This is a genomic window from Halorubrum xinjiangense, assembly GCF_049604745.1.
Lineage (GTDB): Archaea > Halobacteriota > Halobacteria > Halobacteriales > Haloferacaceae > Halorubrum > Halorubrum xinjiangense_A.
Window position 1 is genome coordinate 314,190 of sequence record NZ_CP187140.1, and the last position, 25,857, is coordinate 340,046.

Annotated in this window: 28 protein-coding genes and 1 tRNA gene; 16 read left to right on the forward strand and 13 right to left on the reverse strand. The window is 70.8% G+C overall.

Going from position 1 to position 25,857, the window contains the following annotated elements; all coding sequences use genetic code 11:
• The first annotated feature begins 37 nt into the window (after nucleotides 1-37).
• Complete coding sequence (locus tag ACOZ35_RS02475; protein ID WP_424014905.1) at nucleotides 38-613, forward strand: class I SAM-dependent methyltransferase; 576 nt, start codon at nucleotides 38-40, stop codon at nucleotides 611-613.
• Nucleotides 614-998: 385 nt separating this feature from the next.
• On the opposite strand, the gene ACOZ35_RS02480 is transcribed toward ACOZ35_RS02475, so the two are convergent.
• A complete protein-coding gene (locus tag ACOZ35_RS02480; RefSeq protein ID WP_424014906.1) occupies nucleotides 999-2,477 on the reverse strand; it encodes an ATP-binding protein in 1,479 nt (492 codons plus the stop codon).
• Nucleotides 2,478-2,700: 223 nt separating this feature from the next.
• On the opposite strand from ACOZ35_RS02480, the gene idi reads away from it, so the two are divergent.
• Both idi and ACOZ35_RS02490 read left to right on the forward strand, forming a co-directional pair.
• A complete protein-coding gene (idi, locus tag ACOZ35_RS02485; RefSeq protein WP_424014907.1) occupies nucleotides 2,701-3,315 on the forward strand; it encodes an isopentenyl-diphosphate Delta-isomerase in 615 nt (204 codons plus the stop codon).
• Between the two features lie 114 nt (nucleotides 3,316-3,429).
• Entirely contained in the window at nucleotides 3,430-4,185 is a 756-nt protein-coding gene (locus ACOZ35_RS02490; RefSeq protein WP_424014908.1) for a DUF2064 domain-containing protein, read from the forward strand.
• Nucleotides 4,186-4,230: 45 nt separating this feature from the next.
• On the opposite strand, the gene ACOZ35_RS02495 is transcribed toward ACOZ35_RS02490, so the two are convergent.
• Nucleotides 4,231-5,457 carry a type I restriction enzyme HsdR N-terminal domain-containing protein gene (locus ACOZ35_RS02495; protein ID WP_424014909.1) on the reverse strand — a complete coding sequence of 409 codons (1,227 nt, stop codon included), beginning with the start codon at nucleotides 5,455-5,457 and terminating at the stop codon, nucleotides 4,231-4,233.
• 97 nt (nucleotides 5,458-5,554) lie between these two features.
• Between ACOZ35_RS02495 and ACOZ35_RS02500 the strand changes: the two genes are divergently transcribed.
• The 4 genes from ACOZ35_RS02500 (at nucleotide 5,555) to ACOZ35_RS02515 (ending at nucleotide 8,272) form a co-directional block, all read left to right on the forward strand.
• Nucleotides 5,555-5,638, forward strand: a tRNA-Ser gene (locus tag ACOZ35_RS02500).
• 269 nt (nucleotides 5,639-5,907) lie between these two features.
• The gene (gene sod / locus ACOZ35_RS02505) at nucleotides 5,908-6,507 is read left to right on the forward strand and encodes a superoxide dismutase (RefSeq protein WP_424014910.1); all 600 of its coding nucleotides are present in this window, start codon (nucleotides 5,908-5,910) and stop codon (nucleotides 6,505-6,507) included.
• Nucleotides 6,508-7,052: 545 nt separating this feature from the next.
• Nucleotides 7,053-7,361 carry a DUF5827 family protein gene (locus tag ACOZ35_RS02510; protein WP_424014911.1) on the forward strand — a complete coding sequence of 103 codons (309 nt, stop codon included), beginning with the start codon at nucleotides 7,053-7,055 and terminating at the stop codon, nucleotides 7,359-7,361.
• Nucleotides 7,358-8,272 (forward strand): ATPase, encoded by a 915-nt coding sequence (locus ACOZ35_RS02515; protein ID WP_424014912.1) that lies wholly within the window; start codon nucleotides 7,358-7,360, stop codon nucleotides 8,270-8,272. Before ACOZ35_RS02510 ends, ACOZ35_RS02515 begins: the two co-directional genes overlap by 4 nt.
• Before the next feature lie 22 nt (nucleotides 8,273-8,294).
• Here ACOZ35_RS02515 and ACOZ35_RS02520 read toward each other — a convergent pair whose 3' ends face one another.
• The 3 genes from ACOZ35_RS02520 to ACOZ35_RS02530 form a co-directional block, all read right to left on the reverse strand.
• Nucleotides 8,295-8,777, reverse strand: a complete 483-nt coding sequence (locus ACOZ35_RS02520; RefSeq protein WP_424014913.1) for a hypothetical protein — start codon at nucleotides 8,775-8,777, stop codon at nucleotides 8,295-8,297.
• Nucleotides 8,778-8,843: 66 nt separating this feature from the next.
• The gene (locus ACOZ35_RS02525; protein ID WP_424014914.1) at nucleotides 8,844-9,191 is read right to left on the reverse strand and encodes a 4a-hydroxytetrahydrobiopterin dehydratase; all 348 of its coding nucleotides are present in this window, start codon (nucleotides 9,189-9,191) and stop codon (nucleotides 8,844-8,846) included.
• 77 nt (nucleotides 9,192-9,268) lie between these two features.
• On the reverse strand, nucleotides 9,269-9,736 hold the full coding sequence (locus tag ACOZ35_RS02530; protein ID WP_424014915.1) for a DUF7124 domain-containing protein: 468 nt from the start codon (nucleotides 9,734-9,736) through the stop codon (nucleotides 9,269-9,271).
• A 76-nt stretch (nucleotides 9,737-9,812) separates the two neighbouring features.
• Here ACOZ35_RS02530 and ACOZ35_RS02535 point away from each other — a divergent pair, with 76 nt between their 5' ends.
• Nucleotides 9,813-10,640 carry a BtpA/SgcQ family protein gene (locus ACOZ35_RS02535; RefSeq protein ID WP_424014916.1) on the forward strand — a complete coding sequence of 276 codons (828 nt, stop codon included), beginning with the start codon at nucleotides 9,813-9,815 and terminating at the stop codon, nucleotides 10,638-10,640.
• A 90-nt stretch (nucleotides 10,641-10,730) separates the two neighbouring features.
• Here ACOZ35_RS02535 and ACOZ35_RS02540 read toward each other — a convergent pair whose 3' ends face one another.
• The 5 genes from ACOZ35_RS02540 to ACOZ35_RS02560 all read right to left on the reverse strand — a co-directional run bounded on the left by ACOZ35_RS02540 (nucleotide 10,731) and on the right by ACOZ35_RS02560 (nucleotide 13,720).
• On the reverse strand, nucleotides 10,731-11,843 hold the full coding sequence (locus tag ACOZ35_RS02540; protein WP_424014917.1) for a carbohydrate kinase family protein: 1,113 nt from the start codon (nucleotides 11,841-11,843) through the stop codon (nucleotides 10,731-10,733).
• Nucleotides 11,840-12,361 carry a nucleoside deaminase gene (locus ACOZ35_RS02545; protein WP_424014918.1) on the reverse strand — a complete coding sequence of 174 codons (522 nt, stop codon included), beginning with the start codon at nucleotides 12,359-12,361 and terminating at the stop codon, nucleotides 11,840-11,842. The genes ACOZ35_RS02540 and ACOZ35_RS02545 overlap by 4 nt, the downstream gene beginning before the upstream one ends.
• 24 nt (nucleotides 12,362-12,385) lie before the next feature.
• Nucleotides 12,386-12,721 (reverse strand): hypothetical protein, encoded by a 336-nt coding sequence (locus tag ACOZ35_RS02550; protein ID WP_424014919.1) that lies wholly within the window; start codon nucleotides 12,719-12,721, stop codon nucleotides 12,386-12,388.
• Nucleotides 12,722-12,739: 18 nt separating this feature from the next.
• Entirely contained in the window at nucleotides 12,740-13,456 is a 717-nt protein-coding gene (locus ACOZ35_RS02555) for a hypothetical protein (protein ID WP_424014920.1), read from the reverse strand.
• Nucleotides 13,457-13,543: 87 nt separating this feature from the next.
• Nucleotides 13,544-13,720, reverse strand: coding sequence for a hypothetical protein (locus ACOZ35_RS02560; protein WP_424014921.1), 177 nt, complete (start codon nucleotides 13,718-13,720; stop codon nucleotides 13,544-13,546).
• Between the two features lie 174 nt (nucleotides 13,721-13,894).
• Between ACOZ35_RS02560 and ACOZ35_RS02565 the strand changes: the two genes are divergently transcribed.
• The 4 genes from ACOZ35_RS02565 to ACOZ35_RS02580 all read left to right on the forward strand — a co-directional run bounded on the left by ACOZ35_RS02565 (nucleotide 13,895) and on the right by ACOZ35_RS02580 (nucleotide 19,651).
• The gene (locus ACOZ35_RS02565; protein ID WP_424014922.1) at nucleotides 13,895-14,848 is read left to right on the forward strand and encodes a DUF7139 domain-containing protein; all 954 of its coding nucleotides are present in this window, start codon (nucleotides 13,895-13,897) and stop codon (nucleotides 14,846-14,848) included.
• Between the two features lie 518 nt (nucleotides 14,849-15,366).
• Nucleotides 15,367-16,302: a CehA/McbA family metallohydrolase gene (locus ACOZ35_RS02570; RefSeq protein ID WP_424014923.1), complete on the forward strand. Its 936-nt coding sequence runs from the start codon at nucleotides 15,367-15,369 to the stop codon at nucleotides 16,300-16,302.
• Between the two features lie 68 nt (nucleotides 16,303-16,370).
• Nucleotides 16,371-17,612 carry a gephyrin-like molybdotransferase Glp gene (gene glp / locus ACOZ35_RS02575; protein ID WP_424014924.1) on the forward strand — a complete coding sequence of 414 codons (1,242 nt, stop codon included), beginning with the start codon at nucleotides 16,371-16,373 and terminating at the stop codon, nucleotides 17,610-17,612.
• The gene (locus tag ACOZ35_RS02580) at nucleotides 17,609-19,651 is read left to right on the forward strand and encodes a molybdopterin biosynthesis protein (protein ID WP_424014925.1); all 2,043 of its coding nucleotides are present in this window, start codon (nucleotides 17,609-17,611) and stop codon (nucleotides 19,649-19,651) included. The genes glp and ACOZ35_RS02580 overlap by 4 nt, the downstream gene beginning before the upstream one ends.
• Here ACOZ35_RS02580 and ACOZ35_RS02585 read toward each other — a convergent pair.
• The 3 genes from ACOZ35_RS02585 to ACOZ35_RS02595 form a co-directional block, all read right to left on the reverse strand.
• Complete coding sequence (locus ACOZ35_RS02585) at nucleotides 19,621-20,118, reverse strand: PaaI family thioesterase (protein WP_424014926.1); 498 nt, start codon at nucleotides 20,116-20,118, stop codon at nucleotides 19,621-19,623. The two genes, ACOZ35_RS02580 and ACOZ35_RS02585, sit on opposite strands and share 31 nt — an antisense overlap.
• 73 nt (nucleotides 20,119-20,191) lie before the next feature.
• Entirely contained in the window at nucleotides 20,192-21,130 is a 939-nt protein-coding gene (locus ACOZ35_RS02590; RefSeq protein ID WP_424014927.1) for a hypothetical protein, read from the reverse strand.
• On the reverse strand, nucleotides 21,127-22,803 hold the full coding sequence (locus ACOZ35_RS02595; RefSeq protein ID WP_424014928.1) for a histidine kinase N-terminal 7TM domain-containing protein: 1,677 nt from the start codon (nucleotides 22,801-22,803) through the stop codon (nucleotides 21,127-21,129). The genes ACOZ35_RS02590 and ACOZ35_RS02595 overlap by 4 nt, the downstream gene beginning before the upstream one ends.
• Before the next feature lie 145 nt (nucleotides 22,804-22,948).
• Between ACOZ35_RS02595 and ACOZ35_RS02600 the strand changes: the two genes are divergently transcribed.
• The 4 genes from ACOZ35_RS02600 to ACOZ35_RS02615 all read left to right on the forward strand — a co-directional run bounded on the left by ACOZ35_RS02600 (nucleotide 22,949) and on the right by ACOZ35_RS02615 (nucleotide 25,849).
• On the forward strand, nucleotides 22,949-23,692 hold the full coding sequence (locus tag ACOZ35_RS02600) for a lipoate--protein ligase family protein (RefSeq protein WP_424014929.1): 744 nt from the start codon (nucleotides 22,949-22,951) through the stop codon (nucleotides 23,690-23,692).
• Between the two features lie 66 nt (nucleotides 23,693-23,758).
• Nucleotides 23,759-24,166, forward strand: a complete 408-nt coding sequence (locus ACOZ35_RS02605; RefSeq protein ID WP_424014930.1) for a 30S ribosomal protein S6e — start codon at nucleotides 23,759-23,761, stop codon at nucleotides 24,164-24,166.
• 10 nt (nucleotides 24,167-24,176) lie between these two features.
• Nucleotides 24,177-24,644: a DUF7112 family protein gene (locus ACOZ35_RS02610; RefSeq protein ID WP_424014931.1), complete on the forward strand. Its 468-nt coding sequence runs from the start codon at nucleotides 24,177-24,179 to the stop codon at nucleotides 24,642-24,644.
• 119 nt (nucleotides 24,645-24,763) lie between these two features.
• The gene (locus tag ACOZ35_RS02615) at nucleotides 24,764-25,849 is read left to right on the forward strand and encodes an Lrp/AsnC family transcriptional regulator (protein WP_424014932.1); all 1,086 of its coding nucleotides are present in this window, start codon (nucleotides 24,764-24,766) and stop codon (nucleotides 25,847-25,849) included.
• The last annotated feature ends 8 nt before the right edge of the window (nucleotides 25,850-25,857 follow it).

Here is a 25,857-nt window from a genome sequence, read left to right on the forward strand (position 1 = left end):
CGGTGGCTCTTTGTCCCTCGCGGCGCTCGTCTCCTCCATGTACGGAGTCGGCGACGTGGACTTTTTCGACCGGGTGGCGCCGCTGTACGACCTCGCGATGCCGCCGGCGGACGGCGAGGCGCTGGCGGCGGGCCTCGACCACGCCACGCGGCCGATCGAGCGCCTCCTCGACGTCGGCGGCGGCTCGGGGCGCGCGGCGGCCGCGCTGACCGGCCCGGAGATCACGGTCGTCGACGCCTCCGTCGGAATGCTCTCGCGGGCGCGCCGCGGGCGCGGGCTCTCCGGCGTCGCCGGCGACGCGGGACGCCTCCCGTTCCGGGATGCGAGCGTCGACGCGGTGACGGTCGTCGATGCGTTCCACCACCTGCCCGATCAGGACGCCGCGCTCGCGGAGGCGGCACGCGTGCTCGCGCCCGGCGGCGCGCTCGTCGTTCGCGAGTTCGACCCGGAGCATCCGCTCGGGCGACTGCTCGTCGCCGGCGAGCACGCGATCGGGATGGACTCGCGGTTCCGGACGCCGGCCGACCTCGCGGCCGCGATGGACGGCGCCGGCCTCGACCCGCGGATCGTCGACCGCGGGTTCGGCTACACGGTCGTCGGCGTTCGACGATGACCGGTCGGTACAGAGAAAGAGACTGCCGATCGGCGGTGCCGTGGCGCGTGCCTGCGAGCGCCCGCAGGGCGCGAGTCGCACGCGCGAGGGAGTCGCTGGCGGCACCAGCCGCCAGCGACGAGGCTGGGGAGGGGTGAGGTGCTGGGCGGAGCGGTGCGGGGTGGGTTCCGAAGGGGCAGCCGCGAGGCGGGCGTAGACGACGCAAGGACCGCAGGAACGAGCGGAGCGAGTGACGAGGACCGCAGCGAGTGTACGCCCGCCTCGCGGCTGGGGCTTCGGCGGTGTTCGTGTCGATCGGCCTCTTATAAATAGAGATGTACTGCCGAGCGGCTGGGGCTTCGAAGGTGTTAGCGTCGATCGATGTCGATGAATCTGGTCGTTTGCCTCAGTCCTGCGTCCGCCCCTGCGGCTCGGCGCCGCGGGTCGGGTTCGGGGAGTCCTCGTCGTGGCCGGCGTCCTCGCCGTTGTCGTGGCCGCCGCCGTGGTCGTGATCGCCGTGATCGTGACCCCCCTCCTCGCCGTGGTCGTGGGCGTCGTTCGAGCCCGTCTCGCCGAGGACCTCGGCGCCCTCCCCGTCGATCATGTCCATGTTCTTGAGGTTGTCGCGCTCCTCGAAGTCCTCGACCGCCTCCATCACGTCCGCCTGGGTGATCGTCATCCGGTCCTCGGTGAGGGCGCCGAGGACGGCCTCGCGGAGGACCATCCGGAGGTCGGAGCCGGTGAGGCCGGTGGTCCGGTCGGCGACCTCCTCGGGGTCGAAGTCGGCGATCTTCATCTCCTTGGTCACCACGCGGAGGATGTCGGCGCGCATGTCGCGGTCCGGCTTGGGGAAGTTGACGATCTCGTCGAACCGGCGCCACGCGGCGGCGTCGAGCTGGTCCGGGTGGTTCGTCGCGCCGATGAGGAGGACCTCGTCGCGGACCAGCGACACCTCGTCGATAGATTTCAGCAGGGTGTTGACCGCGCGCTTGAGGGCGGCGTGCTCGTCCGAGCGGCGGGTCTTCGCCACCGAGTCGAACTCGTCGATGAAGAGGATGCACGGCGAGAGCCGCTTTGCGACCTCGAAGCTCTTCTCGACGTTCTTCGACGTCTCGCCGAGGTACTGGCTCGTGATCATCGAGAGCTTCACCTCGACGAACGGGAGCCCGAGCTCGTGGGCGAGCGCACGCGAGACGGTCGTCTTCCCGGTTCCCGGCGGGCCGACAAACAGCAGCTTGCCGATCTCGCGGAGGCCGATCTCCGCGAGGTACTCGCGGTGTTCGATCGCCTTGACGATCTTCTGTATCTCGCCCTCCTGGTCGCCGGTCAACACGAGGTCGGCCAGCGTCGTCTCGATCTCCTCGGGCGCGCGGACGTTGACGAGGTCGAGCATCTCCCCGTCCTCGTCCTCGTCGAAGTACTCCGCGAGCAGCGCGTCGATCCAGACGCGGTCGGCCTGGACCGGCCGCACGTCGTCTCTGGCCTCCTCGCGGGTCACCGGCGCCTCGAGGTCCTCGGCGGCCTCGAGGGCGGCGACGATCGTCGGGTTTCCGGCGACGCGCTCGTCGTCCGCGTGGTCGCGATACCACTCTAACCCCATCGCGGGCTGGGTCAGCGATATCTCGCCGGAGAACTCCGTGCGTTGGGTGAAGAGGAGGTCGGAGACCGCGTCCCACGGCCGCTCGACGCCGGTCGCGGTGCGGGTGGTCTCGTCGGTCGCCTTCAGCGGTCGCTCCACGCCGCCGGGGGCATCCTCGGCGGCGTCGGCCGACCAGAACACCTGCCGGAAGCGCGGCGGCAGGTCGTTCTCGTCGAGGTCGCGGTCCTGCGTGTAGAAGTGCGTCGTCAACACGAACTCGACGACGTCGAGCGCCGGGTCACTCATCCGCGCGAAGTAGCGCCGGGACGCGGTTAAGAGCGTCGAAGCGCCGGCGACCGTGCGCGGACCGTCGGTCGGCGGGAGCGAAGCTCCGTCGTGGCGCGGTAACGGGGGCGTCAGCGGGCGCGCTAACGAGGGCGTCAGCGGGCGCGCGAACGGGAGCGTCGGCGGGGGCGTGAACGGACGCCGTATCGAACCCTTATTAGCCTTGGTCCGCGACGTATCGCGCATGAGTTCCGAAGACGCTGCCGCACCGGGGGATTCCGCCGGCGACGGCGCGAGCGAGACGGGCGACACGAGCGACACCGACCACGAGAACGCGCTTCAGGACGTCATCGCCGTCGACCCCGACGACGTCGCGCAGGGCACGGTGAACCGGCTCGACGCGCACACCGGCGACGGGATCCGCCACCGCGCGTTCACCTGCCTCGTCTTCGACACCGACGGCCGGATCCTGCTGGCCCAGCGCGCGCCGAACAAGCGCCTCTGGGACGGCCACTGGGACGGCACGGTCGCCTCCCACCCGGTCGAGGGGCAGTCACAGGAGGAGGCCACCGAGCAGCGCCTCGAGGAGGAGCTCGGTATCTCGCCCGACCAGTACGACGACCTCCGCGTGACGGACAAGTTCGAGTACAAGCGCTACTACCCCAACGAGGGCGTCGAGTGGGAGGTGTGCGCGGTGCTGAAGGTGACCCTCGAGGACAAGTCTCTGGACCCGGACGACGACGAGATCGGTGGCATGCTGTGGGCCGACTACGACCACCTCCACGAGAACCCCGCGCTGTACCGGCAGATCCGCTTCTGCCCGTGGTTCGAGATCGCGATGCGGCGCGACTTCTCCTGAGCGGCCGCTCTTTTCTCTCTTGGCGCGGCCCGCTCTCTCGGATGCCCTCCTCTTGGATGCCCTCTTCCCGGACCGAAACGGCGGCTTGAAGGCGCTCCCGCGCCGCGATCCGGTATGACCGTCGTCGCCCTGCTGGCGAACCCGCCCCGCGAGGGGCTCGTCGGAACCGCGATCGCCGAGTCGACGCCGCTGTCGCCCGCCGAGGCGGCCGACCTCTACGAGGCGCAGTTCCGCGACGCCGTCCTCGCGGTCGACCGCTCCGGTGGCGAACTCCTCGTCAACTACCCCGACGAGGAGGATCTACCCGCCGAGCACCGCACCGACACGACCCCGGAGGCGGAGCTGCGGACGCTCGTCGCGGACACCCTCGGCGGCACCGAGGAGGTCCGCTTCGAGCGGCAGGTCGGCTCCTCGTTCGGCGCGCGCGCCGGTAACACCGTCACGCACCTGCTACGCGAGGAGGGCGCCGACTCCGTCGCGGTCGTCACCCCCACCGCGCCGCTGCTCTCGCGGACCATCGTCGACTCGGCGGCGATGAAGCTGCGGACGACCGAGGTCGTCCTCGGCCCCTCGTCGAACGGGCGGGCGTACTACGCGGGGTTCACCGAGCCGATCGACTTCGACGGGGCGTTCGAGGCGCCCGCGCTGCCGACGCTCGCGGAGCGCGGCCGCGACGCGGACCGCTCGGTCGACTTCGTCGAGCCGTCGCCCTCGCTGGAGGCCGGCGAGGACCTCCTCGACGTGGTTCCCATGTTGCGCGCGCGGTTCGCCGCGGAGCGCGTGGTGCCGGACTACACGGCCGCGTTCGTCCACGAGAAGGGGCTGGACGTGGTCGTCGAGGACGGCGAGCAGCGGCTGGTGCGGGATTAAAAAAACGTCACACCGTCTGAACGCGAGTCGCCGCACCGAACCCGATTACAACATATCGTCAGTCGTCTCCGCCGTCCGGAGCTCTCCTAAGGTCGTGTATCGCAGCGCTTGCGGATAGCGTGTCTTGTAGGGGACCGGATCTTCCAGTTCGTACAGCGAGCCTGGTTTGAATATGATGACCTTCTTCTCCTCCGCGATTGCTCCCCGGTCCTTGTACTCTAACGGCTCACGCATCAGATCCGCCTGATCAGGTGACACAACTCGATCGACTTCGGCGATGTATTTCACTTGGCGAACGTCACCAGTGACGTACATCGCCACGTAATCGAACTCGCGTCCGACCCGAACGAACCCCCACGCCTCGTTCTCTTTTAAAAAGGACAATCCAGATTCTCTCGTCGGGAATACCGCAACCGTTGACTCCGGATCTCCTTCGATATCTCGGCGCCGGATCGTTCCAGCAATATGATTTTTGATCGGATTGAGTTGGAGGTTGTCCGGGCCATCGGTAGAACCAGTTTCATCACTGATGTCAATGTCGTCATCATCCGCGGGAGGATTGTCGCCAGAGGATGGCTCGTTTTCCGTCTCTCCAACGAACTGGCGCTGTTCACGTAGCAGAGATACGAGACCCTGAACGAACTCTCTTGACTGCGCCTCAAGATCGATCGGCAACTCGCCGACCTCATCGGTAACCGCGCTCGCGACGGAATCAGTGACTGCGGATTCGTTCTCGCTTAAATACCGGATCGTACGATTCGTTTCTGCGACTTGTTCGGCGATCTCCGCCGATTTTCCCGAACGAATCGACTCTTTCGTGAGTAGTTCGAGAACGCCCGGACGCTCGCTGAGATCTTCAAGGCTGAACTGTACGACCGACATTTCTTCGCCGCCGTTGCGGCGGCGATCCTTCGTCAGCACCTCGAACGATTTTCCGTTGGTCAGGATTCCCCAATCGACGTCCAACTCTTGCCGCATGTAGCTTCGTAATTGACGGACTTCGTCGTCTGAAAGCGTCGATCGGACGGGTTTTGCTTCGACGAAGACGACCGGCGAATCCCCGACGAGGAGGGCGTAGTCGACGTGTGTACTGCCCGACGCCATCGGAACGTTGTACTCCAGTGCGACCTCCGTTGAGTAGAGATCCCACCCGAGGAGCTCGAGAAAAGGCTGGATCAGCTTAACCTTCGTGTTCTCCTCGTCCATCTGCGGCGATGCTTCGATGAGTCCCCGGCATCGGTCGACGTACTCATCGATCTCGTCTCGGTCCATTGACGTGTGATTTATCGCGAGGGCTTTTAAAATACCGCTGAGTGGGACTTTTCCGATCCGACACCACTTAGTCGGGCGGCCTCCAGCGGTCACGTGTGGTGGGATGGCAGAGTGGCCCATTGCGCCTGCCTTGAAAGCAGGTAGCCTCACGGCTTCCTGGGTTCGAATCCCAGTCCCACCGCTTCTCCGCGAACACTAGGGAGCGGAGAACGGTAGCTGGGATTCGAATCAGAGAGCAACCGGTCTGGTGAAACTGAATTCAGTTACTACTACGTCCAGTCCGTCGATCACGATTCATCTTCGCGCTCGTGCGCCTGCCTCCCGGAACCGCAACCACACCGCTGATCGCCTGACGCGGCCGGTAACACTCACGTCCGGTGACCCGTGGTACCGCGTACCGCATTATCTTTAACAGCGTTCCGACACATGTTCGTGGTAGGTGATACAGACATGAGCTACGAACTCGATCCGTTACCGTACGATTACGACGCGCTGGAACCGCACATCTCCGAGCAGGTGCTCGAATGGCATCACGACACCCACCATCAGGGGTACGTCAACGGCTGGAACTCCGCCGAAGAGACGCTCGAAGAGAACCGTGAGTCGCACGACTTCTCTTCGTCCGGCGGGGCCATCCGCAACGTGACCCACAACTCCTCGGGCCACATCCTCCACGACCTGTTCTGGCAGAACATGTCGCCGGAGGGCGGCGACGAGCCCGAAGGTGCGCTCGCCGACCGCATCGAGGAGGACTTCGGCTCGTACGACGCCTGGAAGGGCGAGTTCGAGGCGGCGGCCTCCGCGGCGAGCGGGTGGGCGCTTCTGGTGTACGACACGTTCTCGAATCAGCTTCGTAACGTCGTGGTCGACAAGCACGACCAGGGTGCGATTTGGGGCGGCCACCCGATCCTCGCGCTCGACGTCTGGGAGCACTCCTACTACCACGACTACGGCCCGGCTCGCGGCGAGTTCGTCGACAACTTCTTCGAGGTCGTCGACTGGGACGAGCCGTCGGATCGCTACGAGCAGGCCGTCGAGCTGTTCGAGTAAGCGCGTTCGAGAGGACGCGTTACGCGCGTCGAGATCCGCATTTTTTCGCAGGACGCGGCCCGGTGAGTGACGGATCCGTTCAGACTGGCTGATTTATAAGTGATTACCGATGGGTCAGCGGTGAACACCTCCAAGGGCCAGCCGTCTGCTTATAAATCCTCGACTACGGAACGGCGGAAAACGCCTCTAAATCCCCAGCCGCTCGTTTATAAATGGTTGATTGTGGGCCGACGGAACACACCTCCAAAGCCCCAGCCGGGAGGGCGGCGCACGCTCGTTGCGCTCCTCGCTCGTTCGCTTCGCTCACTCGCTGCGGTGCTTACGTCGCCTGCGCCGCCCTCCCGGCTGCCCCTTTGAGTCCCGCCCCGCACCGCTCCGCACCGCACCTCTCACCTCCCCAGCCTCGTCAGTCGCCGTCGCTCCGCTCCGGCGACTGACTCCCTCGCGCGTGCTGCTCGGCCGCGAGGCGGCCTCGCAGGCACGCGCCACCGCACCGGTGAACCTGTATCGGCAGCGTTTACGGATGCGGTCGCGTACCCTCGCGCATGCCTGAACCGAAGTCGGCGTTCGACGCCACCTACCCGTGCGACTTCTACGAGCCAGCGGAGCTGTTCGAACCGGACCAGATGTACACGATCCCGGAGATCGGTCGCCTCCTTCAGGGGCTGGAGCCGGACGCCGACGTCGACCCCGACACCGAGGCCGTGCTGGTCGACTGGGCGGTCCCGTGGGTGATGGTCCACGCCGAGGAGATGGTCGTCGCCGAGCCCCTGTCCGAGGACGGACCGGGATACTACGGGCTGGCGACGGATGAGGAACCAGACGCGGAAACCGCCACCGACGAGTCCGCGTGACCGGGGAGTCTGCTGACCCGCCGACCTACCTCGTCGCCGGCGGCGCGCGCGTCGACGCCGGCAAGACCACCTTCTCAGCGGGGCTGGTCGCGCACCTCGCCGAGCACGCGGGCGACGCGGTCGGCGTCAAGCCCCGCGCGGGCAACGACTTCTGGTTCGACCACGACGACTACCGGGTCGCGACCGACGCCGGCCGGCTCTACGGGAAGGACGCGCGCACGCTCGCGGCCGCGAACACCCGCGCGCTGGCGACCGTCGACGACGCCGCGCTGTCGCCCTCGGCGGTCACGCCCGAATCGATCAACCCCGTTCACCGGCTCTGGAGGCCGACGCCCGGCCGGACCGGGATGCTCGGCGACGCCGACCGCACCTTCCTCTGTGACCGGGTGACGACCGAGTCCGGAACGCGGTTCGTCGTCAACGGCGCAGCCGAGGAGGCGGGCCTGCTTCCCGAGGGCCTCGCCGAGCGCCTGCCGCTCGCGGACGCGACTCGCGTGAGTGACGTCCCCGAGTTCAACGAGGTGATGGCCGAGGCGCACCTCCCCGCGATCGAACGGCTCGCGGAGCGCGTCGCGCGCACCCCGGTCCCGCGGGTCGTCGAGTCGTACGCCGACGTCGCCGGGACGCTCCCCCGCGACAGGCCGGTCGCGCCCGACGCGGTCGCCGTCGTCGACCCCGGCCGCGCGCGGATCTACGCGGGGGACCGCTACGCGAAGGCCCGCGCGGTCGCCGCCGGGAGCCCGCGCGAGGGGACTCGCGAGGAGCACGTCGACGCGGTGACGGAGATGATCGAACCGCTCGCGACCGAGGCGCTTCCGGCGCTGTCCGGCGAGGTTCGGGGGGATCCGAATCGGATCGCGTCGCAGTACGAACCGGCGTACGCGGCGCTCACCGGCGCGATCGACGGTTGAGAAGTAGTCCGGGGGTCCGCGCTCAGGCGTTCCGCTTCGTGTAGTGTTCCAGCGCGGACTCGATCGACGAAAGGTCCGCGTTCACGCGACTGTCGGCGACGCGCATGAAACCGGGCGTGTACGACGACGAGTAGCCGAAGATGCGGTTGACGGCGCGCTTGGGCGCGGAGACGGCGCTGAAGTCGGTGACCGTGTACACCCGCGTGGTCGGGAACGCGGTCCAGAACGTGCCGCTCGCCCACCGGTCGTCGTCCGTGAACGCCTCGCCGACACGTCCGGTCGCGACGTACACGTCGTCCGCGTAGAACAGCAGGAGGTCACCCGACTCCATCTTCTCGAACGTCGAGCCGTTGCCGCTGTCGTCGTCGACGGCCCACAGGCGGGCCTCGTCGAGGTCCGCGAGGGGCTCGGGGCGGTCCGGGTAGTCGGTGAGGTCGACGGCGGACCGGACCGTTCGGTCGAAGTTCTCCGGGTCGATCGGGACCAGGAAGACGTTCTCGCTCATTACCCGTCGTTTCGCCGGCAGAGGTTTAAAGCCGTTCGTTGATGTGTCGGGTCGAGGGTCGCCCGGTCACTCGTCGTAGTCGGTGTACAGGCGGTCCATCCGCGCCGCCATCACGAAGTCGGCGCGGGTGAGGCCCCCCACCTCATGGCTCCACATCTCGATCCCGACCTCGCCCCACGACAGCGCGATGTCCGGGTGGTGCCACTCTTCTTCGGCGAGCTCGCCCACGTCGTTCGTGAACGCCAGCGCCGTCTCGAAGTCGGGGAACTCGTAGCTCGCCTCCAGGTGGTGGTCGTCGACGACCTCCCAGGCGTCGCCCAGTTCGGCGACGTAGTCGGCGCATTCGTCGGCGTCGAGCGGCTCCGCGTCGTCATCGGCCGGTTCGACAGGCTCGTCCGCGAGCGGTGAGGACATACCTCACGTTGGGCGACCAGCGGTTTGTACCTTCCGCGGGCGAGCCCCATCGAGCCCGACGAGCGGGTACCCGGAGCTCACCGGAACCGTGAGAGCGCGTCGCGGACCGCGCGCCGCAGTCGAGCGAGGCGTCCGTCTTCGTTGCCCTCGCCGCCGGCTCCCGTCGCTCCCGGCTCCGAGAGCTCCCAGCCAGCCTTCTCGGCGGCCTCGTCGACCCGCAGGAACTCGTAGCCGGTCTCGGTCGCGACGCGCTCGTCGGCGCGGGTGGTGCCGACGAACACGCACCGCGGGGCGGCGCTCTCCTCGCGCACGTCCGCAAGCGTCCCCCACTTGTCCCAGTTCGTTAGTTCGTAATCGTTCTCCACTCCGTGGTCGCGGGCGAACGCCGCCACCTGATCCGCCTCGTTCGCGACGATGCCGACGTGGCGGCTCCAGCGGCGCGCGTCGGCGAACGCCGCGGCCGGGTCGGCGAGCGAGCGCGCGGCGCCGAGCGAGAAGACGAGCGTCACGTCGCCGTCGCCGGGGGTCGTCGCGTCGATTCCCATCTCGTTTGGCGGGAGGCGACCCGCGACCTAAACGCTGTGGGGAGGCTTTTGTCCGGGCGCCTCCTCGGCCCCGACGATGGAGTTCGAATCCACCTTCGGCACGGGCGCGCCGCTGCTCGGCATGGTCCACCTCCCGCCGCTGCCCGGCGCCCCCAGAGCGCCCGACGACGGGCGCGAGGCGATGCGCGCGGCGGTCGACCGGGCAGCGAGCGACGCGCGGGCGCTCGACCGCGGCGGCGTCGACGGGATCGTGATCGAGAACTTCGGCGACGCGCCCTTCTATCCCGACGAGGTCCCGCCCCACGTCGTCGCCGGCGTGACCCGCGCCGCGACCGCGGTCGCCGACGAGACGGACCTGCCGCTCGGGATCAACGTCCTCCGGAACGACGCCGAGGCCGCGCTCTCGGTCGCGGCCGCGGTCGGCGCCGACTTCGTCCGCGTGAACGTCCACACCGGCGCCCGCGTGACGGACCAGGGGATCGTCCAGGGGCGTGCCCACGAGACGCTCCGCCTGCGCAACCGACTCGGCGTCGACGTCGGCGTCTTCGCCGACACCGACGTGAAACACTCTGCGCCGCTGACCCCGGCGGGCTACACGGCCGAGTCGTTCGCGGACACCGCCGAGCGCGGCCTCGCCGACGCCGTCATCGCCTCCGGGTCCGGGACCGGCGAGGCGGTCGACGCGGAGGCTCTCGAAGCAGTAGTCGCCGAGCGCGACCGCCACGGCCTCGACACGCCGGTCCTCGTCGGCAGCGGCGTCACCCCGGAGACCGTCGCCGACCTGCTCGGCGTCGCGGACGGCGCCATCGTCGGCACCGCGCTCAAGGAGGGCGGCGAGACGACCGCCCCGGTCGACGCCGACCGCGTCGCGGACCTCGTCGCGGCCGCCGACGCGGTGCGGTGACCTCGTCGGCTCCGCTCGTTAACTTCCCCTCTCTTCCCTTCTCTTCCCTTCCCTTCTCTTCCCTTCCCTTCTCTTCTCTTCCCTTTGATTTCAGTCGGCCCCGAACCCGCGCTCCGCGAGGAACGATTCGACCTCGCTCCGCGTCGGGAGTCCCGGCTGCGTAAACCGGCTCGTACAGTTGATCGCGGCGACCGCGGCCGCGAACCTGACGCCGGAGGCGACGTCGTCGCGGTCGGCGTGCGACCTCGCGGACACGTCCTCCGATGCCCCCGCGATCCACCGGTCGATCAGCCCGGCGGTGAACGCGTCGCCGGCACCTGTCGTATCGACCGTCTCGACGTCGAACGCGTCGAACTCGGCCACCTCGCCCCCGGCGACCGCCGTCATCCCGTCCGCGCCGTGGGTGAGCACGGCGCGGGGCCACGTCGGTCCACGTCGCGAGCGTGACCTGGGTGCGGGGTCGGATCTGGACGCTCGGCGTTGGCTGTCTGCGATCCGCTCGACTGCGGCCTCCGCCGAGCCGAAGAACGCCGGGGCGGCGACCCCGTCGGCGACGAACAGGTCGGCCCGGTGGAGGAACCGGTGGATCGTCTCAGGTTCCGTCCCCCGCCCGACCAGCTCCTCGACGGACCCGGAGAGGTCGAAGACGAGCGCGGGTGGGGCGTCAGCCGAGTCGACCGCGCTCTCCCGGAGCGACTCGACGCGGTCGAGCACCCGTCGCGCCGCTCGGTCGGGGGCGTAGGCGGTGAGGAAGACGGCGTCGGTGTCGGCCATCGCCGCGAGCGCGTCGTCGTCGAGCCGGAGGCCGCGGAAGCTCTCGCCCGCGGTGACGATGGCGCGCTCCCCGTCGGGGTCGCGGAGGATGAGCGACCGCGTGTGGGGGTCGTCTCCGACCGCGACGTGGGTCCCGTCGACGCCGGTCTCGTCGAGGTACGCCAGCGCGCGCCGCCCGTACTCGTCGTCGCCGACGCGGCTGACGAGCCCCGTGTCGCGGCCGAGTCGGTCGAGCGCGACCGCGACGTTGGCGCCGACGCCGCCGAACGCGGACGTCACCTCGCCCGCGAACGCGCCGCCGTCCGGCTCGGGGAGGTTGCTGACCGCGTACCACTCGTCGATGGCCGCGGCGCCGATGGAGAGGATCGCGGGGGTGTCGCCGGCGGGGTTGGGTTCGCCTGCGTCGGCCGCGTCCGATCCCGCCGTCACGACTCCCGGAAGAAGGAGTCGTGGACCGCCATCGCGGCCTCGACGGCGATCGGTCCCTCGACGGTCGTGTCGCCGTCTGCGCGCCGGATCACCTCTTCGAGGGGGATCGGCACCACGTCGGCGGAGAGCTCGCCGAGCGTCTCGCCGTCGACGCCGAAGACGACCCGCCCGATCCCGGCGTAGTGGATCGCGGTCGCGCACATCGGGCACGGCTCTGTGCTCGCGTACATCGTACAGTCGTCCAGCTCGTCGGCGTCGAGCTCGCGCGCGGCCCACCGCGCGAGCGTCAGCTCGGGGTGCGCCGCCACGTCGCCCTCGGTCCGCGTCTCGTTGTGCGCCTCGCCGACGACCTCGCCGTCGAGGACGAGCAGCGCGCCGAACGGGGTGTTGCCGGCCTCCACCGCCTCCTCGGAGAGCCTGATGGTTCGCTCCACGTACTCCCGATCGGTCGGGTCGTCGGGGAGGTCCTCGAGGTCCTGAAACTCGCCGGCGTCGCCGGGCGCGTCCGCGTCTGTCATACTCTCCAGTTCGCCTCCGGGTACCTAACGGTTGGTACCGCCGTCGTCGGACGACTTCGGGCGGTCGTCGTCGGGTGCTCTCGAGTCTCTCTCGGTCGGGGCCGATTTGGGGTCTTCCTCCGCTGCCTCCTGCGACCGCCGGACGTCGCGGAGCGCGTCGACCGCGTCGTCGGTGGCGGTCGCGGTTCGCGTCTCGGTGGCGGCCGCAGGGTCGAGCCCGTCGGGTTGGTCGGCGCCGGTCGCGCTCGAGTCGGCGTCGTCGCCGCCGCTTGATCCCGTCTCGTCGTCCGATTCGCCCGCGTCGGCCGTCTCGTCGTCCGCGCCGAAGAGCCACACGCGGACCGCGTCGATGAATCCCATTGGTCTGTGTGGTCGTCGTCAGTAGTTCCTGAACAGCAGCGCGCGCACGTCGTCTTTCGTCCGCGCCGTCTCGACGCTCCCGTCGGGGAGGTCGACCTCGTACCGCGCGTCGCCGTCCGCCTCCCGCCACTTGTCGCCGTGGGTGTCGAGGAGGCTCATCATCGCGTCCAGCTGGCCGGCACCGCCGTCGTCGGCGCTGTCGGCCGCGGCGTCTCCCCCCGTGTCGTCTTCGCCTGTATCCTCCTCCGCCGAGTCGCTTTCGTCGGCGGCGTCCTCGACTGGCTCATCCGCGGACTCGGCCGCGTCGAGGTCGACGTCGACGCGCGCGAACGGGTCGGCGGCGAGCGCCTCGGCCGCGTCGAGGATCGCGTCGACGAGCTCGTCTTTCGTCATCTCGCTGCGCCCGGTGACGTCGAACGCGGCGGCGATGTCCGACAGGTCCATCGGGTCCTCCGGGTCGGGGTCGCTGTCCCGTCGGTTTCGGGCCGAAAGGAGTTCGCGGGCGCGGTCGCGGTCGAAGGACTCGCCGGACTCGGTGGATTCGACGGGGTCGTCGTCGCTCGCCGGCGCCGCGACGCGGTCGGGATCGTCGACGGCGTCGGCGAGGTCGAGCAGGTACGCGAGCGCGTCCTCGCGGTCGACGGAGGCGTACGGGCCGGCGTGGGCCGCGGCCAGCTCCTCGCGGAGCGCTTCGATCCGGTCGGCGTGGTCGTCGGAGATGTCGAGCGTGGGCATGGTGTGGGTCGGGCGGCGACTGGTTCCGTGGGTCGGGCGGCGACTGGTTCCGTGGGTCGGGCGGCGACTGGTTCCGTGGGTCTGGGGCTACTGATTCTCCTCGAAGCGCGCGAGCGCGTCCGCCCAGCTCTCGGCGAACTCGGGCTCGCCGGAGTGGTCGGCCTCGACGTCGGCGTAGCCGCAGTCGTCGCAGGCGACGGCGGTGGCGGCGCCCAGCGAGAGCGACGTCAGCTCGGCGCCACAGCGGGGGCACTCGTGCGACACGGATTCTCGCGTAGAGCCTCGTCGCCCGCGGTGAAAAACGCACGGGTCGGGCGGGTGCGTCGGCGGGCGGGAACGCGGGGGGAGTGGCGGGCAGGCGGGAACGCGGGGGGAGTGGCGCGCGGACGGAGCGCCGCACGGGGTAACAGTCATTACACTCGGCGGAAACGTTCGGACATGAGCGAAGCGGACGCCGAGAACGTCCTCATCGAGTACTACCGTCGCTACGTCGGCGACCCGGACCGGACGATCGACGTGTACGCGGGGTTCGGGCTGTTCTCCGCCGGCATCGCGCTCGGGGTGATCGGGGTCGTCGTGTTCCTCTACAGCGCGACGCTCGACCCGACCGCGGCCTCGACGTTCGCGGTCCGCGAGGTCGCCGCCGTTGTGGGCGCGGTGGGCCTCCCCGCGCTGCTGTTCGGCATCGTCGTCCTCCTACCGGTCGACCGCCGGATGCTGTATCTCGCGGGCGCCGGGATCGCGGTCACGCTCGCCGCCACGGGCGCGTTCACCTGGGCGTACCCGCACAACTGGAACGTCGTCGTCAACACGGACTACAGCGCGCAGATCGTCGCCGTTTACACGCTCGGCCTGGTGGCGGTCATCGGTGCCACGGGCGGCGCCCTGGTCGCGCACCGCGTCGAGCGCGTCGCTGGCGGCGCTGGCGCGGCGGGCGCGGCGGGCGGTGCGGGAACCGGGGGTGGCACCGCGGACGCGGGCGGCGGGTCGGGCCCGGGGGCGGCCGGATCTGGCGGCGAGGAAGTCACCGAGGAGTCGGTCCGCGCCGACATCGAGCGCGAGCTGGAGGACGCGGAGCTGACGTGGGGCGGCGTCGAGCGCTCCGAGACGCGCCGGCTGGAGCTGAACACGAGCGCGGTCGACGAGGCCGACGTCGACACCGAGAAGCTCGCGGGGTCGGCGACGGAGACGCGGACGACCTCCGGGACCGTCAACGACGCGGTCTCCGAGTTGAAGGGGCTCCAGGGCGGCGACGTGAAGACCGACAGCGGCCAGGGGACCGACGACCAGGCCGCGAAGCTCCGCGAACTGCGCGAACAGCAGCGGAAGGAGGCCGAGGAGGACGACGAGGACGGCTCGGTCGTCGACAGGATCAAGGGACTGTTCGGCTGAACCGGGCGAATTACGTTCGATACTATTTATAAAAGCAGAGATCGGTGGAGAACACGGTCAACGCCCCAGTTGCTTGTTTATAAATGGGCGATACCCGATCGGCGACGACCACCTCCAAAGCCCCAGCCGCTCGCTTATAAATGAGTAGTAACAGATCGGCGACGACCACCTCCAAAGCCCCAGCCGCGAGGGCGCCGTACGCTCGCTGCGGTCCTCGGTTGGTCGCTCGCTTTGCTCGCTCCCGCCCTGCGGTCCTTACATCGCCTACGGCGCCCTCGCGGCTGCCCCTTTGAGTCCCGCCCCGCACGGCACCGCCCCGCAGCCTCACACCTCCCCAGCCTCGTCGCTGGCGGTCTTCGCTTCGCTCGACCGCCAGCGACTCCCTCGCGCGTGCGACTCGCGCCCGTTGGGCGCTCGCCGGCACGCGCCACCGCGAGTCAATTTATAACTGCCCGCGAGTCGGTTGTCCGACGACCGTCGTTCGCCCATTTATATATCTCCCGCTGCGTAGTCCGAGCGTGTCCAGCGTCACCGTCAGTATCGACCCGCACGTCCACTCCGAGGGGAGCTACGACGGCCATGAGCCCGTCGAGCTGATCTTAGAACACGCGGCCGAGATCGGGCTCGACGCGGTCGTCATCACCGACCACGACGTGATCCGGGAGTCGAAACGAGCGGCCGAGATCGCCCCCGAGTACGGGCTGATCGGCATCCCCGGCGTGGAGGTGTCGACCGCGCACGGCCACCTGCTCGCGATCGGCGTCGACCGGATGCCGCCCCGCGGCCGCTCCTACGCCGAGACGGTCCGCTGGGTCCGCGACCGGGGCGGCGTCACCATCGTCCCGCACCCGTTCCAGCGCTCGCGCCACGGCGTCCGCCAGCGCAACATCCCGACGCCCGGGTCGGCCGAGGACGCGGACGAGCCCATCGCGACGGACGGCGCCCCCGAAGGCGGTCCGGTCGGAGCGGTCGAAGCGAACTCGGGGCCGGACCCGGAGCCCGCCGCGTCGGTCGCCGAGGTCGACGCGATCGAGGTGTTCAACGCGTGGCTGTTCACCGGGTACCGGAACCGTCGCGCGCGGCGGTTCGCGGCCGAACACGGCTACCCCGGCGTCGCCGCGAGCGACGCGCACCACCTCCAGTACGTCGGCCGGGCGTTCACGGAACTGACCGTCGAGGGCGTCGACTCCGTCCACGAGGTCACGGCCGACGACGTGCTGGCGGCGATCCGTCGCGGCACGACGACCGTCGAGGGGCGGCGCGCCCCGATCCGGATGGCGGCGAAACACTACGTCGGCGCGGCCGGGCGCCGCTCGGCGTACTACGCACGGACCGGCGCGGCCCGCGGCGCGCGAGCCACCAAGCGAACCGCGGTCGACGGCGCCGTCGCCGCGAAGGTCGCCGCGCTCCAGTCGATCCACCGCACCCGGCGGCTCCTCTCCTGGTTCGCCTGAGAACCGAGACCGGGGCGCCGGCGCCCGCGGAGAACGGGGTTTTTGCCCGCGGCCGCGAATGTATTCCCATGAGCCACGACAGACGCGAGTCCGGGTTCAAGCGGCGGACCCGGGTCGCGGACGCGAGGGCGACGCTGCTCGACGCCGTCACGCCCCACGACCGGACGGAATCCGTCCCGGTCGAGACGGCGGACGGTCGAGTCGTCGCCGAGCCGATCGACGCGCCCGCGCCGGTGCCGGGGTACGACCGCGCCGCGATGGACGGGTATGCGGTCCGCGCGAGCGACACCTTCGGCGCGGGCGATCGCTCGCCCGCGGTCCTCGCCGCCAAGCCGGCCGAGACTGATTCGATCGCGCCCGACGAGGCCGCCCGCGTCCACACCGGCAGCGCGGTGCCCGAGGGCGCGGACGCGGTCGTGATGATCGAACAAGTCGAGGAGGTCGGCGACGAGGTGGAGGTGTTCGACGCGGTTGCGACCGGCGAGAACGTCGGCGAGGCCGGTGAGGACGTCGCCGACGGCCAGCGGCTCTTCGAATCCGGCCACGTCCTGCGCCCCTCGGATCTCGGCCTCCTGCGCTCGGTCGGCCTCGACAGCGTTCCGGTCCGCGAACCGCCCGAGGTCGCCGTCATTCCGACCGGCGAGGAGCTGGTCGAGTCCGACCCCGGCCCCGGCGAGGTGATCGAGACGAACGGGCTCACCGTCTCCCGGCTCGTCGAGCGCTGGGGCGGCGAGGCGCGCTACCGCGACGTGGTCACCGACGACCCGGACGCGCTGCGCGAGGCGGTCGAATCCGACCTCGACGCCGACGTGGTGGTCACCACCGGCGGCTCCTCCGTCGGCGAGCGGGACCTGATCCCCGAGGTCGTCGACGGCCTCGGCGAGGTGCTGGTCCACGGCGTCGCCCTGAAGCCCGGCCATCCGGTGTGTCTCGGCCGCGCGGAGGGGACGCCGATCGTGTCGCTCCCCGGCTACCCGGTCGCGTGCATCGTCAACGCGGCGCAGTTCCTCCGCCCCGCGACGAAGCGCGCGGGCGGGACCGACGCCGAGCCGTTCCCAACGCGTCGCGCGACGCTCGCCCGCAAGGTCGCGAGCGAGCCCGGCGTGCGGACGTTCGCGCGGGTGACGCTCGATACTCCCGACGAAGACGACGACGAGGCGCTCCCGACCGCGACGCCGACGCGCGCCAGCGGCTCAGGCATCCTCTCCAGCGTCGCGCTCGCGGACGGCTGGGTCGTCGTCCCCGAGCCGCGGGAGGGGCTCGACGCGGGCGAGGCCGTCGACGTCGAGCTCTGGGAGGTGACGCCGTGAGCGACCGCAAGGAGTTCCGCGACCTGGCGACGCCCGAGGCCGCCCGCGAGGCGATCGCGTCGCTCGACCTCTCGCCGGCGCCGGAGACGGTCCCGCTGCGGAAGGCGCGCGGGCGCGTCCTCGCCGAGCGCGTCGACGCCGCCATCGACGTGCCGGGCTTCGATCGCGCCTCGATGGACGGGTACGCGGTGCGGGCGCGCGACACCTTCGGCGCCGACGAGGCCGACCCCGCCGAACTCGACCTCGTCGGCGCGGTCCACGCCGGCGCGGCGCCCGACGTGACCGTCGAGTCGGGCACCTGCGCGGAGATATCCACGGGCGCGGTGATGCCCGACGGCGCGGACGCGGTCGTGATGGTCGAGCGGACGGACGAGGTCGGCGGGGGCGACGACGGCGACGATGCCGAGTCCGCACGGATCGCGGTCCGGACCTCGGTCGCGCCCGGCGACCACGTGATGACCGCGGGGACGGACATCGCCGCCGGCGCCCGCGCGCTCGGTCCCGGAACGCGCCTGACGCCCCGCGAGATCGGCCTCCTGTCGGCGCTCGGCGTCGACGAGGTCCCGGTCGAGGGACGCCCGCGCGTCGGGATCGTCTCGACCGGCGACGAGCTCGTGCGGCCGGGCGACGAGCTCGACCCGGAGCGCGGCGAGATATACGACGTAAACTCGACGACGATCGCCGCGGGCGTCGAAGAGGCGGGCGGCGAGCCCGTCCTCTACCCCCACGCCGGCGACGACTACGAGGAGATGGAGCGGCTGCTCCGTCGGGCGGCCGACGAGTGCGACCTCGTCCTCTCCTCGGGGTCGACCTCGGCGAGCGCGGTCGACGTCATCTACCGCGTGATCGAGGCGCGCGGCGAACTGCTCCTCCACGGCGTCGCCGTCAAGCCCGGCAAGCCGATGCTCGTCGGGCGGCTCGACCGAACGGAAGACGGCGAGGACGTCGAAGGCGCCGACGCCGACCCCGGCGAGTCGGCGTACATCGGCCTCCCCGGCTACCCGGTGTCCGCGCTCACCATCTTCCGGACGTTCGTCGCACCGGCGATCCGCGAGGCCGCCGGGCAGCCCGAGCCCGCGACGGCGACCGTCGAGGGCCGGATGGGCGTCGGCGAGCGCTACGGCGAGGGCCGACTGCGGCTCATGCCGGTCGGCCTGCTCGACCTCGACGAGGAAGCGACGTCGGGAGGCGACGACCGCCCGCTCGTCTACCCGGTCGACAAGGGGTCGGGCGCGACGACGAGCCTCGTCGAGGCGGACGGCGTCGTCGCGGTCGACCCAGACACGGAGTACCTCGACGTCGGCGAGATGGTCTCAGTCGACCTGTTCTCGCCGGACGTGCGCCCGCCGACCCTCCTCGGCGTCGGCGAGGACGATCCCGCGCTCAACCGCCTGCTCGACCGGCTCGAAAATCCGAGATACCTCGCCGTGGGGTCGCGAGAGGGGCTCCGTCGCCTGCGCGACGGCGTCCCCGACGTGGCGGTGACCGCGGGGCCGACCGACCGCGACGTTGACGCCGCGGAACTCGGGGGCTGGAGCCGCGAGTGGGGGCTCGTCGTCTCCGACGGCAATCCCGAGGGAATCGAAGGACTCGCCGACCTCGTCGATCGCGACCTTCGCTTCCGGAACCGGCCGACGGTCTCGGGGCTCCGGCGCAGCCTCGACGCGGCGCTCGACGACCTCGCTGCCGAGCGCGACGCCGACCGCCGCGCGCTCGCCGAGAATATCGACGGCTACGAGCGCACCGCGAAGGCGTTCGAGAGCCCGGTCCGCGCGGTCGCCGCAGGCGACGCGGACGCCGGCCTCGGCCTCCGCGAGACGGCGGAACGGCTCGGATGCGGGTTCGTCTCGCTGGGCGAGCAGTCGGTCGTCGTCCGCGCCGCCGCCGACCGCGTCGACCGCGAGCCGGTCGCTGCGCTGGCGGGGGAGTTTGAGGGCCTGGGCGCCGACGCAGAGTCAGCGGCCGAGGGTCGCCCCGACCTCGACGCGATCCTCGCCGACCTCCCGGGCTACTCGCGGAACAGCCGGAACGACCCCTGACCGACGACGACCTCTGAGCGGTCTTCCTCGTTCTCGTCGTCTCCGTCCGGCGCCTCGCCCCCGTTTCCGGCGGTGGTGACCGTCATCTCGCTGACGCCGATCGAGCCGCCGGCCCGCACCACCTCGGCCTCCGCGCGGAGGTCGCCGTCAGCGGGCCGGAGGTAGTTCGCGTTGAGGTTCACCGTCGCGACGCCGCCGTCGAGCGGATCCTCGAACGTCGTGCGCTGGGCGACGCCGCCAGCTGTGTCGATCAGCGTCGCTGCGACGCCGCCGTGGATCGTCCGCCCGTCGGCGTTGGTGAGCTTGTCGTCGAAGGGGATAGAGAGCACGACGCGGCCGCGCTCGATCGTCTCTACTCTCGTGTTCAGCCACGAGAGGTAGCCGTGGTCGTCCTCCAGCTTCCGCCTGACGAACTCCGTCGCCCCGTCGGGGAGCGGGTCCATAGCCGCGATGTCCGTGCGGTCCATGTTCCGGGGAATTCGCCGGGACGGCTTGTACCCCCCGGAAACGCGCGACAACCGGCCGCCGATTGACGGCCGCTCACCCGACGCCGAGCCGGATCGGGTCGTCGCTCGGGATGACGTCGACCGTCACCGACTCGCCGATCTCGAACTCGCGGTCCGGGCAGACCACCTTGACGCCGAACCGGTCGCCCCGCGCCGCGAACAGCGACAGCCCGGTCACGCGCTCGCCGTTCGCGAGGACGTCGACGGGGGCCCACTCGACGCGTGGCGCCCCGGCGTCCGTGTTGTCGACTCGGGCCGTTCCGACCTCGGCTCCGAAGAGCGACAGTGTCGTCCCGTTCGCCGCGGGTACCTCTCCCGCCGCCTCGAACGTCCCGCCCCCCGCGTAGTGCGTCAGCCCGCCGTCGAGCGGGACCCCCTCGTCGCTCGCGAGCGCGGCGAACGACCGGTCCCCGACGCTCGCGGTGCGTCGCGGGCCGTCGAGGACGACGTGCGTCGGGCCGCGCTCGACAACGGCTCCCGTCCCGTCCCATGCGACCGGCTCCACGGGGAGATCCGCGGCGACCGGGAGCGACCCGCTCGCTCGGAGGGGATTCGCGTCCGGCGGGCGGAAGCCGAGGTGGACGTGGTCGTCGACCCACTGGCCGAAGAAGCCGGAGCGCGTCGTCGGGCCGAGCGCGTCGCCGACGGCTACCCGGTCGCCGGGTGCCACCTCGGGGATCACGTGGAGGATCCGCGCGACGGTTCCGGACGGAGCCCCGGCGCGAGCGCACCACTCGTCGGTGAGGTCGACGACGATGAGGTGGTCCTCGGCGGCCGCGTACGGGCGGTCCGGACAGCCGACGGTGCGGACCTCGCGGACGGTCCCGGATACGGGGGAGCGCCCGACGCCGTCGCCCGGGTACAGGTCGACCGCGTGCCCGCGGTCGTGGGCGGGGTACGGGGAGTTGAACCGCGAGAACTTCTCGTACCGCTCGACGACGTCGACGGGGAGCGCGACCGTTGCGTCGGTCACGACTCGGCCGCCTCCATCCCCTCGATCACGAACTCGGCGCCGCCGGCGTCGGACTCGGCGACCGAGAGCCTCCACCCGTGAGCCTCGACGATGTCGCCGACGATGGCGAGTCCAAGCCCGGTGCCGCCGCCGAGCGACACGCCGCGCTCGGTGACGCGCTCACGCTCCTCGGGCGGGATCCCGGGGCCGTCGTCGCCGACCGCGAGCGTGACACCGTCGCCGTCCGTCGAGACCGTGACGGTGACGGCGACGTCCTCGCCCGCGTGGTCGATAGCGTTCCGGAACAGGTTCGAGGTCAGCTGTTCGAGGCGGTCGCGGTCGGCGAGCGCGGTCGCGTCGCCCTCGACGGTCAGCGTCGCGTCTGCGGTCTCCAGCCGCGACCAGACCCGCCTGACCGTCGCGTCCAGCGAGACGCGGTCGAGATTGTCGACCGTCTCCCCCGCCGTCGCCAGCGCGAGCAGCCCCTCGATCATGTCGTCCATCCGCTCGTGGGCGTTCGCCGCCCGCTCTAAGGCGCCGTCCGGGTTGTCGCCGCGCTGGCGGGCCAGCTCGACGGCCGCGGACGCGGCGGCGAGAGGGTTCCGGAGGTCGTGCGAGACGACGCCGGCGAACTCCTCTAAGCGCTCGTTCTGTCGTTCGAGCTCGGCCTCCCGGCGTTCGAGCTCGGTCTGTCGCCGCTCTCTCGCGGTCACGTCGCGCAGCAGGAAGACGTGCCCGCGGTCCGTTCCGCGCGGGTCGGTTATCGGGTTCTCCTGGATGTCGAACTGGCGGTCGCCGATGGCGATCGGGTGCTCGTCGCCGACCTCTAGGCGGGGGAACGCCTCCGACAGCGACGAGCCGACCGCGTCCGGCGGGAGGATCGCCTCGGCCGCCGGGTTCAGGTCGCGGATGCGGCCGTCGGAGCCGGAGACGATGACGGGGTCTTGCATCACCTCGACGGCGGTGTCGCGCGCGACGACCGCGGCGTCGAGGGTGCCGAGCCAGAAGACGGTGCCGTAGAGGAACACGCCGTGGATCACGAACGCCGTCGGCAGCCACGAGAGGTGCGCGTAGCTCCCCACGTCGACGAAGGTGGCGATGCCCGCCAGAAACGGGAACAGCGTGCCGAGCAGCACGACGAACGTCTGGAGGCGGTAGCGGTTCCCGGTCCGCTCGTAGAGGTCGACGACGAGGAGCGCCCCGACGACGCACAGCCCGTACGCGAGGAGGACGAACGCGCCCCCAACGGGGCCCAGTTGGTACCCGAGCAGCGTGAACGGCCCGTCGACGACGGGGATCACCGAGCGCCGGGCCAGCCCGTGGGTGCCGCTCGACCACGCGAGGAGGACCCAGACGAACGCCGGGGTTGCGAGCGCGACGATCCGGTTCTCCGTCCGCCAGCGGTCGTGCCCGGTGAACGCGAAGGCGAAGAGGATCCAGAGGACGGGCAACGCGCCCATGAGCGGCGTCGCCAGGTTGAGCGCGACCGTCATCCCGACCTCGCCGGGCGCGGCGACGCGGAGCGCGTACAGGAGGGAGACGCCGCCGCCGCACAGCAGGTAGAGCGCGACCTCGATCCCCCCGGGCTCGTCGCGCTCGCGCCACGCGACCCGGCCGAGCCAGAGCCCGATACCCCCCGCCAGCAGGCAGGCGGTCAGGTACGCTTGGACCGGCAGCGCGCCGAGGTCGCTCATCGATACCTGAACCACTTCCAGGGTCGACAAAACTGTTGTGTCACACGCCGGCGGTCGGGCCGCCGCGTCTCCGGGGCTCGCAGCACGCCGACGGGCGACCTCGCCCGGCGCAAAGGGCTTGTACACTCCCGTCATCGGGTTCGGCATGCGCGTGTACAGGGGTGAGTTCGCGACGCCCGCCGCGGACCGCGAGCCGACGGGGGACCTGCTCGCGTCCGCCGCGGACGGCGTCCCGGCCGTGCGCGTCACCGCGCCGCCGCGGCAGGTCGCGTTCGGTCGGCGTGACGCTCGCGAGCCCGGATTCCAGGCGGCGAAGCGGGCGGCCGAGGAGGCGGGGTTCCCGGCCGTCGAGCGCGACGTCGGCGGCCGCGCGGTCGCGTACACGGGGTCGACGCTCTCGTTCGGCGTCGCGGTGCCGACCGGAGAGGGACGCGGCTCCATCGACTCGCGGTACGAGACCGCGACTGCGACGCTTCGCGACGCGCTCCGCGACCTCGGCGCCGACGTGGTTCGGGGGGAGCCGCCCGCCGCGTTCTGTCCGGGGGACCACTCGCTCCGGGTAGCGGGCGGGGAGCGCGCCCCGGACGGTTCGGAGGACGACGGCGGAAAAGTCGCCGGCCTCGCCCAGCGCGTCCGCGCCGACGCGGCACTCGTCGCGGGCGTCCTCGTCGTCTCGGCCGCGGACCCCGACCCGATCGCACGTGTCACCGAGTCAGTCTACGACGCGCTCGACGTGCCGTTCGATCCGGAGTCGGTCGGGAGCGTCGCCGACGCGGGCGGTCCGGACGACCCGGACGCCGTCGCCCGCGCCCTCGAGGCCGCGTTCGTCGACGGCCCGTGGGGTGACGGCGAACGCGAAATCGTGCGCGTCGACGGGGCAGACGCCTGAGCGCGGCGCGGCCCGCGGTTCCGACGTTTCGACGTGCTTTTTATGCGCGGGGGACTGGGTTCGCGCATGGCCGAATTCAAAGTCGTCGTCGCCGACCCCGAGACCGGCGAGACGTTCCAGCGAGAGGTCGACGGACAGGACGCCAACCGATTCCTCGGTCGCGAACTCGGCGACGAGATCGGCGGCGACGCCGTCGGACTCTCCGACCACACGATCGAACTCACCGGCGGCTCCGACGAGACCGGGCGCCCGATGCGCGAGGACGTCTCCGGCACGCGCCTGAAGGAGCTCCTCTTGGAGGGCGGCGTCGGCTTTGAGCCGTCCCGCGAGGGCGAGCGCAAGCGCATCACCGTCCGCGGTCGCGAGATCGACGACGACATCGCGCAGATCAACGCGAGCGTCGTCGACGGCGAGGGCGACGTGGCGGCCGCGCTCGGCGAGGGCGACGCGGACGACGACGAAGCCGACGAGTAACGACGCGGCGATGCCTCGCGTTCCCTCCGACGGCGAGGACGTCTCTTCGATTCGCGTCTCGCTTGCCCGGAGCGGCGGCACTCGCCGCCCCTGCGTCAGGCTCCCCGACGACGACGCGCTCGACGGCCGCGTTGAGTCCGGAACCTGCGACGCGCTCGGCGTGAGCCAGGGTGACCTGATCCGCGTCGCGTTCGACGGCGAGGAGTACCACGCGCGGGTCGCGAGCGACTCGACGGGGAGACTCCTCCGCGGCGCGTTCGACAACCGGCGGCTCGCGCGCGAGGCGAGCGAGGGGACGAACCGCTTGGTCGAGTGGCTCGACGCGAACGGCCGGGAGCCGGGCGACAGCGTCGTCCTCGACGTCGTGGTCTCCGGCGAGCTGTACGGGCTCCGGATCCCGGGCGAGCGGACCGTGTACGACGCGAACCGCGGGCCGCGGTCGTCGCTCGCGGACATCGCGCAAGACGTGGACAAGTAGTCCCGCGGCGTCAGGTCAGAAGTCCCGCGGCGTCAGGTCAGAAGCCCCGCGGCGTCAGGTCAGAAGCCCCGCGGCGTCAGGCCGGATCGCTTATTCTCGCTCGGTCCCGAGATTCCCTTATGCAAGAGGTCGACGCGGATCTGACGGCGCTCGACCGCGCGATCATCAACGCGTTCCAGGGGGGGTTCCCGGTTGTGGAGCGTCCCTTCGACGCGGCGGCGGCCGCGCTCCGCGAGCGCGGCGTAGACGTGACTGGCCCGGAACTGTGTGAGCGCGTGCGCGAGCTCGACGAGGAGGGAATCCTCTCGCGGTTCGGCGCGCTCGTCAACGCCGAGGAGATCGGCGGCGCCGCGTCGCTCGTCGCGATGCACGCGCCCGAGGACCGCTACGAGGAGATCGCCGACATCGTCAACGAGTTCACCGCGGTCGCGCACAACTACGAGCGGGAACACCCGCATCTCAACATGTGGTTCGTGGTGAGCGTCGCGGACCACCCGGACCCGGACAAGGACGGAAGCGACCGCGTCGAGGAGGTGCTCGCGGAGATCGAGGACGCGACGGGCCAGGAGACGTACAACCTCCCGAAGCTCCGGGAGTTCCACGTCGGCGCGAAGTTCCTCGTCGACGGCCCTGTCCCTGAGGGCGACGTTGACCTCTCTGATTTGGGGCCCGAAGTCGAGCCGAGCGACCGCGGGACGCTCACGCCCGACGAGCGTGACCTAGTTGTCGAAATCCAGGGCGGGCTGCCGATCACGGAGACGCCGTACGCCGACGTGGCCGCCGCGCTCGACGCTGACGTCGACTGGGTGATCGAGACGATCAAGCGGTTCGAGCGGGAGGGGAAGGTGCGCCGCGTCGGCGTCATCCCGAACCACTACGCGCTCGGCTACACGGAGAACGGGATGACCGTCTGGAACGTCCCCGAGGACGTCTTAGACGAGGTCGGGCCCGCGGTGGCAGAGCTGGACTTCGTCACGCACTGCTACGAGCGCCCGCGCCACGCGGGCGTCTGGGAGTACAACTTCTTCGCGATGACGCACGGTCGCACGGAGGCGGAAAGCGAGCGCCGGATCGCGGAGGTGCGGGAGCTGATGGCCGAGCACTGGGACGTCGGGGCCGACGACTGGGACACGCTGTTCTCGACGCGCATCCTGAAGAAGGCCGGCATCCGCATCGCGGACCGGGCGGACAGCAACACGGCGTGACCCGCTGG

Coding starts and splice junctions, on each gene's coding strand:
- ACOZ35_RS02475 (WP_424014905.1), top strand. CDS start 38: ATGTACGGAGTCGGCGACGTGGACTTTTTCGACCGGGTGGCGCCGCTG.
- ACOZ35_RS02480 (WP_424014906.1), bottom strand. CDS start 2,477: ATGAGTGACCCGGCGCTCGACGTCGTCGAGTTCGTGTTGACGACGCAC.
- idi (WP_424014907.1), top strand. CDS start 2,701: ATGAGTTCCGAAGACGCTGCCGCACCGGGGGATTCCGCCGGCGACGGC.
- ACOZ35_RS02490 (WP_424014908.1), top strand. CDS start 3,430: ATGACCGTCGTCGCCCTGCTGGCGAACCCGCCCCGCGAGGGGCTCGTC.
- ACOZ35_RS02495 (WP_424014909.1), bottom strand. CDS start 5,457: ATGGACCGAGACGAGATCGATGAGTACGTCGACCGATGCCGGGGACTC.
- sod (WP_424014910.1), top strand. CDS start 5,908: ATGAGCTACGAACTCGATCCGTTACCGTACGATTACGACGCGCTGGAA.
- ACOZ35_RS02510 (WP_424014911.1), top strand. CDS start 7,053: ATGCCTGAACCGAAGTCGGCGTTCGACGCCACCTACCCGTGCGACTTC.
- ACOZ35_RS02520 (WP_424014913.1), bottom strand. CDS start 8,777: ATGAGCGAGAACGTCTTCCTGGTCCCGATCGACCCGGAGAACTTCGAC.
- ACOZ35_RS02525 (WP_424014914.1), bottom strand. CDS start 9,191: ATGTCCTCACCGCTCGCGGACGAGCCTGTCGAACCGGCCGATGACGAC.
- ACOZ35_RS02530 (WP_424014915.1), bottom strand. CDS start 9,736: ATGGGAATCGACGCGACGACCCCCGGCGACGGCGACGTGACGCTCGTC.
- ACOZ35_RS02535 (WP_424014916.1), top strand. CDS start 9,813: ATGGAGTTCGAATCCACCTTCGGCACGGGCGCGCCGCTGCTCGGCATG.
- ACOZ35_RS02545 (WP_424014918.1), bottom strand. CDS start 12,361: ATGACAGACGCGGACGCGCCCGGCGACGCCGGCGAGTTTCAGGACCTC.
- ACOZ35_RS02550 (WP_424014919.1), bottom strand. CDS start 12,721: ATGGGATTCATCGACGCGGTCCGCGTGTGGCTCTTCGGCGCGGACGAC.
- ACOZ35_RS02555 (WP_424014920.1), bottom strand. CDS start 13,456: ATGCCCACGCTCGACATCTCCGACGACCACGCCGACCGGATCGAAGCG.
- ACOZ35_RS02565 (WP_424014922.1), top strand. CDS start 13,895: ATGAGCGAAGCGGACGCCGAGAACGTCCTCATCGAGTACTACCGTCGC.
- glp (WP_424014924.1), top strand. CDS start 16,371: ATGAGCCACGACAGACGCGAGTCCGGGTTCAAGCGGCGGACCCGGGTC.
- ACOZ35_RS02585 (WP_424014926.1), bottom strand. CDS start 20,118: ATGGACCGCACGGACATCGCGGCTATGGACCCGCTCCCCGACGGGGCG.
- ACOZ35_RS02595 (WP_424014928.1), bottom strand. CDS start 22,803: ATGAGCGACCTCGGCGCGCTGCCGGTCCAAGCGTACCTGACCGCCTGC.
- ACOZ35_RS02600 (WP_424014929.1), top strand. CDS start 22,949: ATGCGCGTGTACAGGGGTGAGTTCGCGACGCCCGCCGCGGACCGCGAG.
- ACOZ35_RS02605 (WP_424014930.1), top strand. CDS start 23,759: ATGGCCGAATTCAAAGTCGTCGTCGCCGACCCCGAGACCGGCGAGACG.
- ACOZ35_RS02610 (WP_424014931.1), top strand. CDS start 24,177: ATGCCTCGCGTTCCCTCCGACGGCGAGGACGTCTCTTCGATTCGCGTC.
- ACOZ35_RS02615 (WP_424014932.1), top strand. CDS start 24,764: ATGCAAGAGGTCGACGCGGATCTGACGGCGCTCGACCGCGCGATCATC.